Below are 13,260 nucleotides of genomic sequence, written 5' to 3' on the forward strand. Positions count from 1 at the left end.
GATCTCAACCATCAGACCGTGGGGATGTCCACCGCGATCTCCCGGTTGGACGCGCTCGTGCGCGCCGCCGTCACACAGGCCGGGGTTGCCGAGCGCCCCGCGCTGGCCATGGTGTGCCTGGCCGGCGCCGACTATCCGGCCGAGCTCACCGCGCTGACCGAGGCGGTGCTGCGCGCGGGGTTCGCCGAGAAGTCCGTAGTGGACAATGACGTGTTCGCGTTGCTGCGGGCCGGGACCGAGTCGGCGGACGCGGTCGCCGTGGTGTGCGGGGCCGGCACCAACTGTGTCGGCCGGGCCGCTGACGGCCGCACGGTCCGGTTCCCGGCGCTGGGCGAGCTGACCGGCGACTGGGGCGGCGGCCAGCACCTGGGCAGTCTCGCGCTGTGGCACGCCGCCCGCGCCGAGGACGGCCGCGGCCCGGACACCGCACTGGTGGCCGCGATCGCCACCCACTTCGGGCGGCCGGGCATCGCCGAGGTCGGCGCGGCCGTGCACTTCGGGGACATCGCCCGGGACCGCATCGGCGAGCTGGCCCCGGTGCTGTTCCGCGTGGCCGCCACCGGGGACGCCATCGCCGCGAACCTGGTGGCACAGCAGGGCGAGGAGGTCGCCGTCATGGCCGCCACCGCCATCCGCCGGCTCGACCTGCTCGGCTCCCCGGTGACCGTGGTCCTCGGCGGCGGCGTGCTGCGCTCCCGCGACCCCATGCTGTTCGGCGTGATCACCGAACGCCTGTCGGAACGCGCCCCGCTCGCCGGGATCGAGCTGGTCACCGATCCGCCGGTGCTCGGCGCCGCCCTGCTCGCCCTGGACGCCGTGGGCGCGGAATCCCAGGCCCACCAACGTCTTCGCCGCGAGATCAAGGAAAACGGGTCACCGGCGGCATTCCGGCACAGCAATGTCACATTGCGCTAGCAGGAGCGCAATGTGACATTGCTGTGCCATGGGTTCAGCCGACCGTGCATGCTCCGAGGGTCGGCGCCGAGAAGTTCCCGTTCGCCATCACCGTGAACCCGAACGATGTCGACGCCCCGGCGGCGAGGTTCCCGTTCCCGTTGGGGCGCATGGTCATCACGTTGCCGCTGGCGTCCCAGGTCGGGGATCCGTTCCAGGTTGCGGAGACCCGCTGCGGCGACCGCACGGTCACGGTCGTGGTCCAGCCGGTGATCGCGGTGCTGCCGGCGCGGACGGTCACCTGGCCGTTGAACCGGTCCGGCCAGCGCATGGTCTCGCTGTAGGAGACGGTGCAGGTGCCAGCACCGCCACCGCCGCCCCCACCGCCGCCACCGCCGCCCCCGCCGTTGAGCGCGTTGAGCGTCGAGGTGTAGGCGGCCTTCTTGGCGTAGTTGCCGTCGAACAGCAGCGGCGTGCCGCTCGCCCGCCAGGAGTACTTGTCGGTCACGCCCCACACCGTGATGCCGGTGCAGCGCGAGACGGCCAGGCAGGCCTCCACCACGGTCCGGTAGTTGTTGGCCTGGCTGGTTCCCGAGCCCTCGATGTCCAGTTCGGTGATCTGCACGTCCACGCCGAGGTTGGCGAAGCGCTGCAGGTTCTGCCGGTAGTCACCCGGAACCGGGGACGCGGCGTTGAAGTGCGACTGGAACCCGACACAGTCGATCGGCACGCCGCGGTTGCGGAAGTCCTGCACCATCGCGAACACCGCGTTGCTCTTCGCGTTCTGGCCGTCGGTGTTGTAGTCGTTGTAGCAGAGCTTGGCGGTCGGGTCGGCCGCGCGGGCGGTGCGGAACGCCTCCTCGATGAAGCCGTTGCCCAGCTGGTTCTGGAACGGCGAGGAGCGCCGGGCTCCGCTGCCACCGTCCTGGAAAGCCTCGTTGACCACGTCCCAGGAGTGGATCCGGCCCTGCCAGTGCCGCATCACGGTGGTGATGTGGTTGTTCATCGCCGAACGCAGCTGCGCGGCGCCCAACCCGGAGACCCACCCCGGCAACTGGGAGTGCCACACCAGCGTGTGGCCGCGGATGCGCATGCCTCGGCTCTGCGCGTGGCTGGTGATCCGGTCGGCGTTGGCGAAGTTGAACGAGCCCTGGGACGCCTCGACCTGGTCCCACTTCATCTCGTTCTCGGGTGTGACGCTGTTGAACTCGGCGTTCAACGTGTTCACGTAGCCGGCTTCGCCGAGCCGGTTCGCCGCGACCGCGGTGCCGAAGTACCGGCCCTGTTCGGCGGCGCTGGCTCCGAGCGTGGTCCCGGCGCTGGCGGGGGTGGACAGGGCGACGAGGCCCGACGCCACGAAGGCGCCGACCACGCCGACCACGAGTGCGTTCCTGGTCATCGCTGCCCTTCCTTGGACGATCGCGACGTTGAACTACGGCTGGTAACCAGCCGGAAACATTCCGTTTGGAGTATGCCCAGCAATATTCCGATACGTCAACGATGAATTTCCGAAAGGCTTTCGGTGTACTCAGGGGGCGCTATCAGGACACACGCCAACAGAAGACGATCAACGATCGGGCAGAGTCCGCAACATTTCGGAGATAGTTCCGGAATCTAGTGCACACCGCTCATCAGCCGGCGGATCACCGGGCTCACCAGCGCCAGCACGATGCCGAACAGCACCGCGACGCCGCCTACGACGAGGAAGTAAGCGCCCTCGTTGTCCGGGCTGTAGTACTTCGCCAGCGACCCGGCCATCGCCGTGCCCAGCGCGACCGACAGGAAGTTCAACGCCACCATCTGGGTGCGGAACGCCGCGGGCGCGAGCTTGGTGGACAGCGACAGCCCGACCGGCGACAGCAGCAACTCGGCGATGGTGAACAGCAACAGGATGAAGACCAGCGCGAGCAACGGGGTGGTGTTGCCCTCGCCGCCGGCCCAGGGCAGGAACGCCAGGAATGCCAGGCCCATCACCACGGTGCCGAGCGCGAACTTGATCGGCGTGGACGGCTGGCGCGGGCCGAGCCGCACCCAGAGCGCGGCGAACACGCCGGCCAGCAGGATCACGAACACCGGGTTGATCGAGTTCACCCACGAGACCGGCATCTCCCAGCCGAGCACGGTCCGGTCCAGGCGCTGGTCGGCGTAGATCGTCACGACGGTGAACTGCTGCTGGAACAGGGAGAAGAACACGAAGCTGGCCAGGAACATCGGCACGAAGCTCCACACCCGGCGGCGCTCCACCGAGGTGATCCGGCGGCTGGACAGAATCACCGCGAAGTAGGCCACCGCCGCGACCGCGGTCACCACGACCACCACGTTGGCCAGGTTGGCCGGGGTGACCACCCGCAGCAGCACCAGAATCGCGATCACCGCGAGGACCGCGACGGCGATGCCGATGACCAGCGGCCGCCGGGCCGCCGGCAACGGGTTGGGCACCTGGTTCGCCGTCTCGGGAAGGTTCTTGCGGCCCAGGGAGTACTGGATCAGCCCGGCCGCCATGCCGATCGCGGCGAGCCCGAACCCGTAGTGGAACCCCAACTTCTGCTGAGCGAGCCCGGTGCACAACGGCCCGAAGAACGCACCGAGGTTCACGCCGAGATAGAACAGCGAAAAGCCGGCGTCGCGACGTTCGTCGTCCTCGGCATAGAGCGTGCCGACGATCGCCGTGGCGTTCGCCTTCAACCCGCCGCTGCCCAGCGCGACCGCCGCCAAACCGACGCCGACCCCGAGAAAACCGGGCAGCAGAGCCAGCGAAATGTGGCCGAACATGATCACAATGGCGCTGCAGAACAGGACCCGTTCCGAGCCGAGCAGCCGGTCGGCGACCCAGGCGCCGACGATCGTGGACAGGTAGACCAGGCCGCCGTAGGCGCCGACGATGCTCGTCGCGGTGGCCTCCGACAGGCCGAGACCGCCCTCCGTGGCGGAGTAGTAGAGATAGATGGTGAGGATTCCCTGCATTCCGTAGAAGGAGAACCGCTCCCACATCTCCACGCCGAAGAGGTTCGCGAGCCCCCACGGATGCCCGAAGAACGTCCTGCCCGGCTCGGCCCTGGTCGCAACGGTCACCCGAGGGCCGTTCCCGGTCCGGCCCGGATCGAAACAAATATCTTTGAACCGATCCGCCCCGGCTTACGTGTGAATGGCACGTAAGGCGAGGAGGGGACCAATGCACCACCGTTTGTTCGTACGCGCTGCCATCATCACCGCGCTCGCGGTCGGCGGGCTCACCGCGTGTGCCACCGGGGAGCCCACATCCAGTGCGCGGGTCGCGGTCACCTCGGCCCTGCCGTCTGCGCCGCCGGCCAGCAGTGCCGCACCGGCGGCGCCGGCCGGGACCCCGGCCGCCCCGGCTGCCGTGCCGCCGAAGCCGGCGGCGGCACCGCCCGCGTCGTCCACCGCCGCGGCGCCGCCCACCGCCGCCGGCCCGTCCACTTCGGACAGCGGCACCGAGCGGCTGGCGGTCGCGACGAACCCCAAGCTCGGCAAGATCGTCACCGACGACGCCGGAATGACGTTGTACCGTCTGGACTCCGATCCGGCCAAGGCCACGAAATCCAGCTGTCTCGGCGACTGCGCCAAGGTGTTCCCGCCGGTGACGCTGCCCGCGGACGGCACCGTCGACGTGGCCGGAGTCGATCCCAAGCTGGTCGGTCAGATCCGGCGGCCGGACGGCACGATCCAGCTGACCCTCGGCGGCCGGCCGCTGTACCGGTTCGTCGGCGACTCCGTTCCCGGTGACGCCACGGGCCACGGCCTGGCCGGCGCGTCCGCGCTCACCCCGGCCGGCGCCAAGGCCGTCGCCAGCACCACCTGAGCAGGCGCAGTCGGGTGTACGGTCGCACCGTGGGCCGGAAAGTGATCAAAGTCGACGAGCGGACCGATGCCCGGCTGGCTGAACTGGCCGCGGACAGCGGCCTGCCCGTCGGCGACTATCTCGCCCGGCTGACCGGCACCGGACCGGTCGCCGTCGAGTGGGACACCATCGCCGCCCAGACCGAGAAGTACCTGCGGGAGGCCTTCGGCTTCACCGCGACCCGGGCCGAGCTGGCCGAGTTCGAGACCCGGCATGCCGCCATCGAAGCCGGCCGCGACCCGCGGCGCACCAGCGCGTGAGCCCAGCCGGCGCGCGCGGCTACCTGCTCGACACCACCGCCCTGGCCGCGCTGGGCACCAGCCGGCGGATGTCCACGCTGATCACCGCCGCGCCCCGGCTCGGGCTGCCGCTCTACGCCCCGGTCACCTGCATCGACGCCGCGGACCGGATCCGCTCCGGCATCGCCGCGCACATCGGCCGGATTCCCGCCGTGGAGACCCTGGAGCTGACCTACGACCAGGTGCTCCAACTGCGCGAGTTCGCGCCCACCGCGGCCCTGGACGTCGCCCACGTGATCAGCCTGGCCCGGCCGAGTGCCGCCTGGCCCAAGGGGTTGATCGTGGCCACGGTGTTGCCACGCCTGTACGCCGGCCACGACCTGGCCGTCTACTCCATCGGCGACTGAGGCCGGTAGGTGTCCAGCAGCCCGCACATGCCCAGCCGGCCCGTCTCGGTCGGGCCCGGCATGGCGTGCACCGCGGCGTCGGCCAGGTGCGCGGGGTCGCCGGCCGCGAGGGCGTCGAGTTGGGCGCCGGTCCGCTGTGCGGCGGCCAGGGCGCCGTCCTGCCAGCGGGTGCGCCAGGCGGCCAGTTGGGACCGTTTCAGGGCGAGCGCCGCGCGGTGGAAGTCGGCCAGCGCGGCGGGCCCGTCCCGCTCGACCAGGGCGATCAGCTCGCCGAAACCGGTGATCGCGAGGTCGCGGCGGCGGTAGGCGGCCAACGGGTCGGTGCCCGGCGCGCCGCCGTCGGGCAGCGCGGTGGCCCGCGCGTAGGCGTCCGGGTCGGCGAGCACCTGCCGCGGGAAGGTGAGCACCGCGTCGCCGGCCTCCGGCAGCCCGGTGTTCGCCATGATCACCACGAGGTTCAGGCCGTCGCGGTTGACCAACCGGTGCACGGTGCCCGGGGTGAACCACAGTACGGTGCCGGCGGACAGTTCGTGTTCGGCGAACCCGGCGCTGGACAGCGTCTGCACCGCGCCGCGGCCCCCGGTCACCACGTAGGCCTCGGTGCAGGCGAGGTGGATGTGCGGGCTGCCGCCGGGCAACCCGTCCGGTGCGGTCGTGTCGTAGACGCACAACCGGGAGATCCCGACGCCACCCGGTAGCATTGCAGGCTCGGTCAAGGGAGTCCCTTGTCGCTGGGAAAGGGCTTTCTTCAACTAGTCTGACGCCGACCAGGTTCGGGGGTCAACCCAGGAGGAGGAGCCCCATGGCCACGCTGGCCGATGTGGCGCGCCGGGCAGGCGTGTCCGCGGCGACCGCGTCCCGGGTGATCAGCGGCAGTGCCAAACCGGTCACCGACGAGCTGCGCGACCGGGTGCGCCGGGCGGTCGAGGAGCTGCACTACGTGCCCAACGCGCACGCCCAACTCCTGGCCCGGGCCGACCGGATCGCGGTCGGCGTGATCGTGCACGACGTGTCCGACCCGTACTTCGCCGAGATCACCCGCGGGCTGCAGCGGGTCGCGACCGAGCACGGCCGGCTGTGCATCATCTGCAACACCTACCGGGACCCGGACCGCGAGCTGGCCTACGTGGACCTGTTGCGGGCGCAGCAGGTCGCCGCGATCGTGCTGACCGGGTCGGGCTACCACGACCCCCGGTTCAGCCGGCTCTTGGCCGCCAAGCTGCGCGCCTTCGAGCAGACCGGCGGCCGGGTGGCCGCGATCGGCCGGCACCGGCTCGCCGGGGACTCGGTGCTGCCGGCCAACGAGGAGGGCGGCTACCTGGCCGGCGCCGAGCTGTTCCGGTTGGGGCACCGCCGGATCGGTGTGGTCGCCGGGCCGAAGGTGCTGACCACGACCACCGACCGGTTGGCCGGCCTGCGCCGCGCGGCCAAGGAGTCCGGCCAGACGATCTCACCGCGCCGGGTGGTCTACGCCGACTTCGACCGGGACAGCGGTGCCGCGGCCGCCGCCGAGCTGCTCGACGCCGCCCCGGGCATCACCGCGATCGCCGCGCTGAACGACGCGATGGCGATCGGGGTGCTGGCCACCCTGCGCGCGCGGAAGATCGCGGTGCCGGCGCAGATGTCGGTGCTCGGCTTCGACGACATGCCGGTCGCCCAGGATGTTCAGCCGGCGCTGTCCACCATTCACCTGGGCATGCCGGAGCTCGGTATGCGCGCCATGGCCCTCGCGCTCGGCCCGCCCGACCCCAACCCGCGCGTCGAGCTCCTGCCGGCGTCGCTGGTTCGCCGGGACAGCACCGCTCCCCCACCTCAGGGAAAGCCTGCCGGGAAAGCGTGACGTTGCTTCAGGCGGCGGAGCGGCCGAGGCCGGCGTCGCGGGCGCGGGTGATGGCGGCGGCCCGGTCGGTGGCGCCGATCTTGCCGAAGATGGTGCACAGGTTGTTGCGCACGGTCTTGGGGGCGAGGTCGAGGCGGCGGGCGATGGTCGGGTTGTCCATGCCGGCGGCGATCAGGTCGAGGATCTCGCGTTCCCGCGCGGACAGGTTGGGGAACGGATGGCTCGGCTGGGCCTGGCGGATCATCAGGTCGGTCAGCCGGCTCGCGACCTGCGCGCCGAGAATCATCTCGCCGGCGGCCACCCCGCGGATCGCGCGCACGATGTCGTCCTGCTCGGCTCCCTTGAGGATGTAACCCCGGGCGCCGGCCCGCATCGCGTGGAAAACCGACTCGGCGTCCTCAGAACTGGTGAATACCAACACAGCCGCGTCCGGCGCGCACCGGCGAACCTCGCGCAGCGACTCGACACCGTCCACGATCAACACGTCCGGCGCCGCGAGCAGCGCCTCCCCCATGGACTGCCGGCAGGTGGCGGCCACGATCCGTATCCCGTCCACTCCGGACAGTAGGGCGGCGAGCCCGCCCCGCACCACGGGATGATCGTCGACGAGCGCGACGGTGAGCACTGGAGTCAGAACAGCCGCCGTCATGCCTACCGTCTCCTCGGTCGAAAAATCGGTCGAGAACCTGTCAGTACTAGAGTCGCTGATCGCCCGCCGGATACACATCCGTGGCGGTACGTACTTCTGCCACGGATCTACGTACGTACCGGTCGTCGGTAGGGTCAAGGCGTGACCCGCTTGTTAGCGACCAGTGACCTGCACGTCGGGTATCGGGAGAACCGCGACATAGTAAAGCGTCTGGCCCCGGAGGCGGACGGCGACTGGCTGATCGTCGCCGGAGACGTCGGTGAACGTTCCACGCACATCGAGTGGACGCTGCGCCAGCTCGCCAGCCGGTTCGCCAAGGTCGTCTGGTCACCGGGCAATCACGAACTGTGGACCACCAAGGACGATGAGGTCACTGCTCGGGGTGTGCGACGCTACGAGTATCTGGTGGAGATGTGCCGGAGCCTGGGTGTGGTGACGCCCGAGGATCCCTACCCGGTGTGGGACGGGCCCGGCGGCCCGGCGACCGTCGCGCCACTGTTTCTGCTCTACGACTACACGTTCCGGGTCGACGGCGTGCACACCAAGGCCGAGGCGATGGAGCGGGCCATCGACGCCGGCGTGGTCTGCACCGACGAGTACTTCCTCCACCCCGACCCGTATCCCAGCCGGGAGGACTGGTGCGCGGCGCGGGTGGAGCTCACCGAGCGCCGGCTGGCCGAGTGCGACCCGGCCGTGCCGCTGGTGCTGATCAACCACTGGCCGCTGGTGCGCGAGCCGACCCGGGTGCTGCGCTATCCGGACTTCGCGCTGTGGTGCGGAACCGAGCGCACCGCCGACTGGCACACCCGGTTCAACACCGCCGTCGCGGTGTACGGGCATCTGCACATCCCGCGCAGCACGGTCTACGACGGGGTGCCGTTCGAGGAGGTGTCACTGGGCTACCCGCGCGAGTGGCAGCCCCGGCAGAACCCGCCGCGCGTGCCGAGGGTGATCCTGCCTACGCCCTGAGCGCGCCCGGCCGAAGGCTCGGAGCTGTGGTGGCAGGCCTGTCGACCACCAGCCCGACCAAAGACACAGCGGCCTGCCGGCACAGGTCCGATCGCGCGCTCTACTGTTAAGCGCTGAGTGGCGCGACGTTGCGCCGGCAGGCTTCGGCGTAGGCGGCGGGCGTCATGCCGACCGCCCGGGTGAAGTCCCGGATGAAGTGCGACTGGTCGAAGTAGCCGAGCTGTACCGCCACCTCGGCCCAGCCCTCGGAACTCCCCTCGGCCAGCCGCGCCGCGGCCTCGTGCACCCGGTAGCGCCGCAGCACCCACTTCGGGCTGACCCCCACGTAGCGCTCGAAGAGCCGCTGCAACGTGCGGGGCGCGATGTCGAACCGGTTCGACACGTCGCTGACCCGGGTCACGGTTCGGTCGTGCAGCAGCGCGTTGACGATCCGGCCGACCGTGGCGACCTCCGGGTCCGGCTCGGGCCAGTGCGCCCGCAGGTGTCGTTCGGCGGCGGCGACCAGGTCCGGCAGGTCCCGCGCCCGGGTCAGGTCGTCGGCCAGCGCGGCGGCGTCGGACTCGCCCCACAGTGTCGACAGCGGACGCACCCGGTCGGTCAGTTCGGCCACCGGCGCGCCCAGGAACGGCCGGAACGCCCCGGGCCGGAACTTGACGCCGAACACCCGGCCGCGGCCGGCACACGCATAGCTGAACCGCTCCCGGCCCGGTCCGCTGATCATCACCTGGTCCCGGATGAACCACAGGTTGACGCACGGATGCGGCAGCAGCGTGACCGGCTCCTGCCGGCCCGGCGGAACCGTCCAGCTCACCAGCCAGTGCCGTTCGACCAGCCCGGCGAGATCCGCCGCGGCCGGCACCCGGTCCAGCCGGAAGTCGAAGTCCGGCACGCCGAGCAGGCCGTACTCACTGGTGGTCTGGTCGCCGGTCATGTCACCAAGGATGGACCACGCGCGGTGTGGCGGATCCACAGCAGGCCCAACACGGGCAGCACCAGCGGAACGAAGCCGTAGCCGGCGCCGAACCCCGACCATACGGTGGCGTCCGGAAACACGTGCGGGACCAGCAGGCTGACCGCGCCCACGGCGAGCACGCCGACCAACTCGACCGAGCAGGAGACCGTGGCCACCCGGCGGGACGTGCGGCTGCCCCGGGCCAGCCCGATGGTGGCCACGATGTAGACCACGGCGGCGAGGGCGGACAACAGGTAGGCCACCGGCGCCCGGTCGAACCGGGTGGCGAGTTGGACCGCCGATCGGGCGGTCGCCGCCAGCGCGAACACCGCGTACACCGCGATCAGCAGCCGCCCGGGACCGGTGCGGGTGCTCGGCTCAGCCACCGGTACCGCCCCAGATCTGGTTCATCCGCACGATCATCACCGGCACCACCAGACATCCGACGAGGAGAACCGTTGTGCCCCACCGGGTCCGCTCGGCCAGCGCCCAGAACGTGGCGGCCGGCAGGATCAGCAGCGAGCCGATCAGGTAGCCGACGAACGACACACCGGACACGTCCCGGTCGGTGCCTGCCAGGCGCACGATCCCGATCACCGCCTGCACCAGCAGGCCAAGCTCGAGCAGCGCCAACAGAACCAGGGTGAACGTGCCGGCCGGCCGGTTGGCCAGCACAAGACCGAGCGCCCAGGCCGCGCAGGCCAGGGCGGCGATGATCAGCCCGGTGGCCAGGGTGTCGATCACGAACCGGCGCTGATCTCGTCGAGGTGCGCGATGTTGGCCACGTCCGCGGCCTCGGTGCTCGGCTCGCCGGCGAACCAGCCGTCCAGGATCTCGGTCAGCACGGCGTGGCTGGTGCCGCGCAGGGACAGCGCCAGGACGTTCGCGTCGTTCCAGCGCCGGGCGCCACGCGCGGTTTCGGCGTCGACACACAGTGCGGCGCGCACGCCCGGCACCTTGTTGGCGGCGATCGACGCGCCGGTCCCGGTCCAGCAGGCGACCACCCCCGCCTCCGCGCGGCCCTCGGCCACGTCGCGCGCGGCCGCCTCGCTGGCCCACGCCCAGTCGTCGCGCTCGTCGTCGTTCAGCGCGCCGTGCAGCAGCGGCTCGTGACCGCGCATCCGCAACTCGTCCACGATGGCGTCGGCGACACCGGTCCGCTCGTCCGCGGCCACCGAGATTCTCATGGTCTGGAGGCTAAAGGGTGACCCCTCGCTGACGATGCTGGGGCGGGTGTAAGGTTGCAAGTGGTTCCGTGCTCCCGGTGACCCCCAGGCCGGTTGAGCACGGAACCCCTTTATGTGCGCGCGCCCCCGCCGAAGGCTCGGATCTGTGGCGGCAGGCCCTCCATCTGCCAGGATGCCCTCGCGCGGACTGCCCCCGGGCCTGCCCCGCAGATCCGATCGCGCGCGCCTGATGAACACAGTCCCAGCACCTATGCGCGGACCAGTCCCCGGTCAGCCTGGTTGGCCGCGGCGAGTTGCCAGGACAGCCCGATCACCGCGACCGAGCCGAGCACGAACCCGGCGGAGACGACGGCGTCCGGCAGCACCGTGCGCAGCGCCGTGGGCACGAAGCCGATCACGTAGGCCGCCGGGAGCCACCTGGCGAACCGGCCGGCCCGCCAGGTGGCAAGTCCGAACAGGATGATCCCGGTCAGATAGATCACCGAAACGACCAGCAGCCCGGTGCCGGTTCGGCCGTCCAGCAGCGACTCGACGGTTTCCCTGTCCAGGAACCGAAACACGTAGTGCGAGGCGAACTCGATGGCGAACGCGCCGACCAGCCCGGCCGTGTTGAGCAGGTAACCCAGCAGCCCGGTCACCCCGGTGCGCTCCCGCTGCCAGAGGTACAGGGCGGTGAGGACGAACGGGGCGAGCAGCGCCGGGATCGGCGCGATGCTGTGCGTGAGGTCGTTCGCTGCGACGATGCCGATCCGGCGGGCGTCGTTGAGCAGCAGCAGCACGCCGGTGAGGACACCGGCCCAGCCGGCGAGTCGGTACAGCGTGGTCGGTGGCACGGGCACTCCTTGGCTCGGTCGGGTCGTCCTGCCGCCGACGCTAGGAAAACCGGCCGGGTAGCGGTAAGTGCCGAGCGGTTGGCCGGAGGTCATGTGCCGTCCGGCCAACGTATGGTGCGCGGGTGGAGGCGCCCATGGACCCGGATGGAACCACCGCCGCCCCACGGCTGCTGCCCTGGGTGGCGTCACTCCTCTATCTCGCGGTGCTCGCCGCCGGTGGGTACTTCGCCGCCGCCGGCCTGTGCCCGGAGCCCGCCCAACCGGTGCGGGTGGCCGGGTTCGTTGCGGTGCTCGGGTTTCTGATCGCCCTGGAGCGCGTCGACCGGCCCGGTTCGCGGCGTCGCGCGGTCGCGTTCCTGGCCCTGCGGCTGGTGCTGTTCGGGGTGGTCGCGGCGCTGGAGTGCTCCGGGTTCTCCCGGATCCTGTTCGTGCTCATCCCGTTCCTGGCCTACTTCTCGCTCGGGCGCCGGGTCAGCCACGCGCTCGCGGTGCTGTTGGCCGGTGGTCTGGTCACGGTGCTGTCGATCACCACCCCGGCCTGGTACACCGATCCCGAGCAGCTTTCCGACCTGTTGATGTTCGGCACCGGACTGGTGCTGGCGGTGTCGATGGCGGCGGTGGCCACGCACGCCGAGCGACTGGTGGGACAGGTGGCCCGGCTGGCCACGGCGAACGAACGCGCGCGGCTGGCCCGGGACATGCACGACAGCCTCGGCCATCATCTGACCGTGATCGCCGTGCAGTTGGAGAAGGCGGCGGCGTTCCGGGACCGGGACCCGGCGGCCGCCGGGCAGGCGCTCGCCGACGCCCGGGCGTCCACCCGGCACGCGCTGGAGGAGGTGCGCCGGTCGGTCGGCGCGCTGCGCGACGGCGACGGCGGGTTCGCCCTCGGCGCGGCGCTGCGGCAGTTGGTCGCCCGCCTGGACGACGAGGGGTTCACCGTGGACCTGGACGTGACCGGCGACGAGAGCCGGTTCGACGGCGCGGCCCTGATCGCGCTCTACCGGGCCGCGCAGGAGGGGCTCACCAACGCCAGCCGGCACGCCGGCGCGTCCCGAGTGACCATTCGGTTGCGTATGGATGACCGGACGGCCAACCTGGTCGTCGCCGACGATGGCCGGGGTTTCTCCGGCGCGCCAACGGGTTTCGGCCTGCGCGGGATGGACGAGCGGCTGCGCTCGGTGGGCGGCAGCCTGTCGGTGTCGAGCGCGCCGGCCGAGGGAACCCGGCTGGTGGCCTCGGTTCCGGCCGGGAGCCGGGCATGATCCGCGTGCTCGTCGCCGACGACCAGCGGTTGATCCGCGAGGGAATCGCGTCCCTGCTGGACATTCAGCCCGGGCTCACGGTCGTCGGGGTCGCCTGCGACGGCCGGGAGGCACTCAAGGTGGCCCGCGAGGTGGAGCCGGACGTGGTGCTGATGGACGTGCGGAT

17 protein-coding genes are annotated in these 13,260 nt (G+C 71.1%); 8 read left to right on the forward strand and 9 right to left on the reverse strand.

Features of this window, described 5'->3' with window-relative positions; translation table 11 throughout:
• Positions 1-915 (forward strand): N-acetylglucosamine kinase (locus VFO68_RS31900; RefSeq protein WP_325162138.1); only part of this gene is annotated, 915 nt, incomplete at its 5' end.
• Between the two features lie 34 nt (positions 916-949).
• On the opposite strand, the gene VFO68_RS31905 is transcribed toward VFO68_RS31900, so the two are convergent.
• Both VFO68_RS31905 and VFO68_RS31910 read right to left on the reverse strand, forming a co-directional pair.
• Entirely contained in the window at positions 950-2,293 is a 1,344-nt protein-coding gene (locus VFO68_RS31905) for an endo-1,4-beta-xylanase (RefSeq protein ID WP_325162139.1), read from the reverse strand.
• 215 nt (positions 2,294-2,508) lie between these two features.
• The gene (locus tag VFO68_RS31910; RefSeq protein WP_325162140.1) at positions 2,509-3,966 is read right to left on the reverse strand and encodes a peptide MFS transporter; all 1,458 of its coding nucleotides are present in this window, start codon (positions 3,964-3,966) and stop codon (positions 2,509-2,511) included.
• A gap of 100 nt (positions 3,967-4,066) precedes the next feature.
• Between VFO68_RS31910 and VFO68_RS31915 the strand changes: the two genes are divergently transcribed.
• From VFO68_RS31915 to VFO68_RS31925, 3 genes are read left to right on the forward strand one after another with little or no spacing between them, the layout of a single operon-like run.
• Complete coding sequence (locus VFO68_RS31915) at positions 4,067-4,714, forward strand: hypothetical protein (protein ID WP_325162141.1); 648 nt, start codon at positions 4,067-4,069, stop codon at positions 4,712-4,714.
• 29 nt (positions 4,715-4,743) lie between these two features.
• Positions 4,744-5,013, forward strand: coding sequence for a hypothetical protein (locus VFO68_RS31920; protein WP_325162142.1), 270 nt, complete (start codon positions 4,744-4,746; stop codon positions 5,011-5,013).
• Positions 5,010-5,399, forward strand: a complete 390-nt coding sequence (locus VFO68_RS31925) for a hypothetical protein (protein WP_325162143.1) — start codon at positions 5,010-5,012, stop codon at positions 5,397-5,399. Before VFO68_RS31920 ends, VFO68_RS31925 begins: the two co-directional genes overlap by 4 nt.
• On the opposite strand, the gene VFO68_RS31930 is transcribed toward VFO68_RS31925, so the two are convergent.
• The gene (locus VFO68_RS31930; RefSeq protein WP_325162144.1) at positions 5,381-6,100 is read right to left on the reverse strand and encodes a cupin domain-containing protein; all 720 of its coding nucleotides are present in this window, start codon (positions 6,098-6,100) and stop codon (positions 5,381-5,383) included. The genes VFO68_RS31925 and VFO68_RS31930 overlap by 19 nt on opposite strands.
• Positions 6,101-6,201: 101 nt before the next feature.
• Here VFO68_RS31930 and VFO68_RS31935 point away from each other — a divergent pair, with 101 nt between their 5' ends.
• On the forward strand, positions 6,202-7,239 hold the full coding sequence (locus tag VFO68_RS31935) for a LacI family DNA-binding transcriptional regulator (protein ID WP_325162145.1): 1,038 nt from the start codon (positions 6,202-6,204) through the stop codon (positions 7,237-7,239).
• Positions 7,240-7,246: 7 nt separating this feature from the next.
• Here VFO68_RS31935 and VFO68_RS31940 read toward each other — a convergent pair whose 3' ends face one another.
• A complete protein-coding gene (locus VFO68_RS31940; protein WP_325162146.1) occupies positions 7,247-7,888 on the reverse strand; it encodes a response regulator transcription factor in 642 nt (213 codons plus the stop codon).
• A 141-nt stretch (positions 7,889-8,029) separates the two neighbouring features.
• Between VFO68_RS31940 and VFO68_RS31945 the strand changes: the two genes are divergently transcribed.
• Entirely contained in the window at positions 8,030-8,857 is an 828-nt protein-coding gene (locus tag VFO68_RS31945) for a metallophosphoesterase (protein ID WP_325162147.1), read from the forward strand.
• A gap of 106 nt (positions 8,858-8,963) precedes the next feature.
• Here the strand turns inward: VFO68_RS31945 and VFO68_RS31950 are convergent, their stop codons facing one another.
• From VFO68_RS31950 to VFO68_RS31970, 5 genes are all read right to left on the reverse strand, one after another.
• A complete protein-coding gene (locus VFO68_RS31950) occupies positions 8,964-9,788 on the reverse strand; it encodes a helix-turn-helix domain-containing protein (RefSeq protein ID WP_325162148.1) in 825 nt (274 codons plus the stop codon).
• Positions 9,785-10,195 (reverse strand): hypothetical protein, encoded by a 411-nt coding sequence (locus tag VFO68_RS31955; protein ID WP_325162149.1) that lies wholly within the window; start codon positions 10,193-10,195, stop codon positions 9,785-9,787. Before VFO68_RS31955 ends, VFO68_RS31950 begins: the two co-directional genes overlap by 4 nt.
• Positions 10,188-10,553, reverse strand: coding sequence for a hypothetical protein (locus tag VFO68_RS31960; protein WP_325162150.1), 366 nt, complete (start codon positions 10,551-10,553; stop codon positions 10,188-10,190). Before VFO68_RS31960 ends, VFO68_RS31955 begins: the two co-directional genes overlap by 8 nt.
• The gene (locus tag VFO68_RS31965; RefSeq protein WP_325162151.1) at positions 10,550-10,996 is read right to left on the reverse strand and encodes an RpiB/LacA/LacB family sugar-phosphate isomerase; all 447 of its coding nucleotides are present in this window, start codon (positions 10,994-10,996) and stop codon (positions 10,550-10,552) included. Before VFO68_RS31965 ends, VFO68_RS31960 begins: the two co-directional genes overlap by 4 nt.
• Positions 10,997-11,244: 248 nt before the next feature.
• On the reverse strand, positions 11,245-11,829 hold the full coding sequence (locus VFO68_RS31970; protein ID WP_325162152.1) for a hypothetical protein: 585 nt from the start codon (positions 11,827-11,829) through the stop codon (positions 11,245-11,247).
• Between the two features lie 134 nt (positions 11,830-11,963).
• Between VFO68_RS31970 and VFO68_RS31975 the strand changes: the two genes are divergently transcribed.
• Both VFO68_RS31975 and VFO68_RS31980 read left to right on the forward strand, forming a co-directional pair.
• Positions 11,964-13,094 carry a sensor histidine kinase gene (locus VFO68_RS31975; RefSeq protein WP_325162153.1) on the forward strand — a complete coding sequence of 377 codons (1,131 nt, stop codon included), beginning with the start codon at positions 11,964-11,966 and terminating at the stop codon, positions 13,092-13,094.
• On the forward strand, positions 13,091-13,260 hold a 170-nt coding region (locus tag VFO68_RS31980; protein ID WP_325162154.1), incomplete at its 3' end, for a response regulator transcription factor. The genes VFO68_RS31975 and VFO68_RS31980, both read left to right, overlap by 4 nt.

The sequence above is a fragment of the Actinophytocola sp. genome (genome assembly GCF_035712165.1).
Classification (GTDB): domain Bacteria; phylum Actinomycetota; class Actinomycetes; order Mycobacteriales; family Pseudonocardiaceae; genus DASYTH01.

Coding starts and splice junctions, on each gene's coding strand:
- VFO68_RS31905 (WP_325162139.1), bottom strand. CDS start 2,293: ATGACCAGGAACGCACTCGTGGTCGGCGTGGTCGGCGCCTTCGTGGCG.
- VFO68_RS31915 (WP_325162141.1), top strand. CDS start 4,067: ATGCACCACCGTTTGTTCGTACGCGCTGCCATCATCACCGCGCTCGCG.
- VFO68_RS31930 (WP_325162144.1), bottom strand. CDS start 6,100: ATGCTACCGGGTGGCGTCGGGATCTCCCGGTTGTGCGTCTACGACACG.
- VFO68_RS31935 (WP_325162145.1), top strand. CDS start 6,202: ATGGCCACGCTGGCCGATGTGGCGCGCCGGGCAGGCGTGTCCGCGGCG.
- VFO68_RS31940 (WP_325162146.1), bottom strand. CDS start 7,888: ATGACGGCGGCTGTTCTGACTCCAGTGCTCACCGTCGCGCTCGTCGAC.
- VFO68_RS31950 (WP_325162148.1), bottom strand. CDS start 9,788: ATGACCGGCGACCAGACCACCAGTGAGTACGGCCTGCTCGGCGTGCCG.
- VFO68_RS31965 (WP_325162151.1), bottom strand. CDS start 10,996: ATGAGAATCTCGGTGGCCGCGGACGAGCGGACCGGTGTCGCCGACGCC.
- VFO68_RS31975 (WP_325162153.1), top strand. CDS start 11,964: ATGGACCCGGATGGAACCACCGCCGCCCCACGGCTGCTGCCCTGGGTG.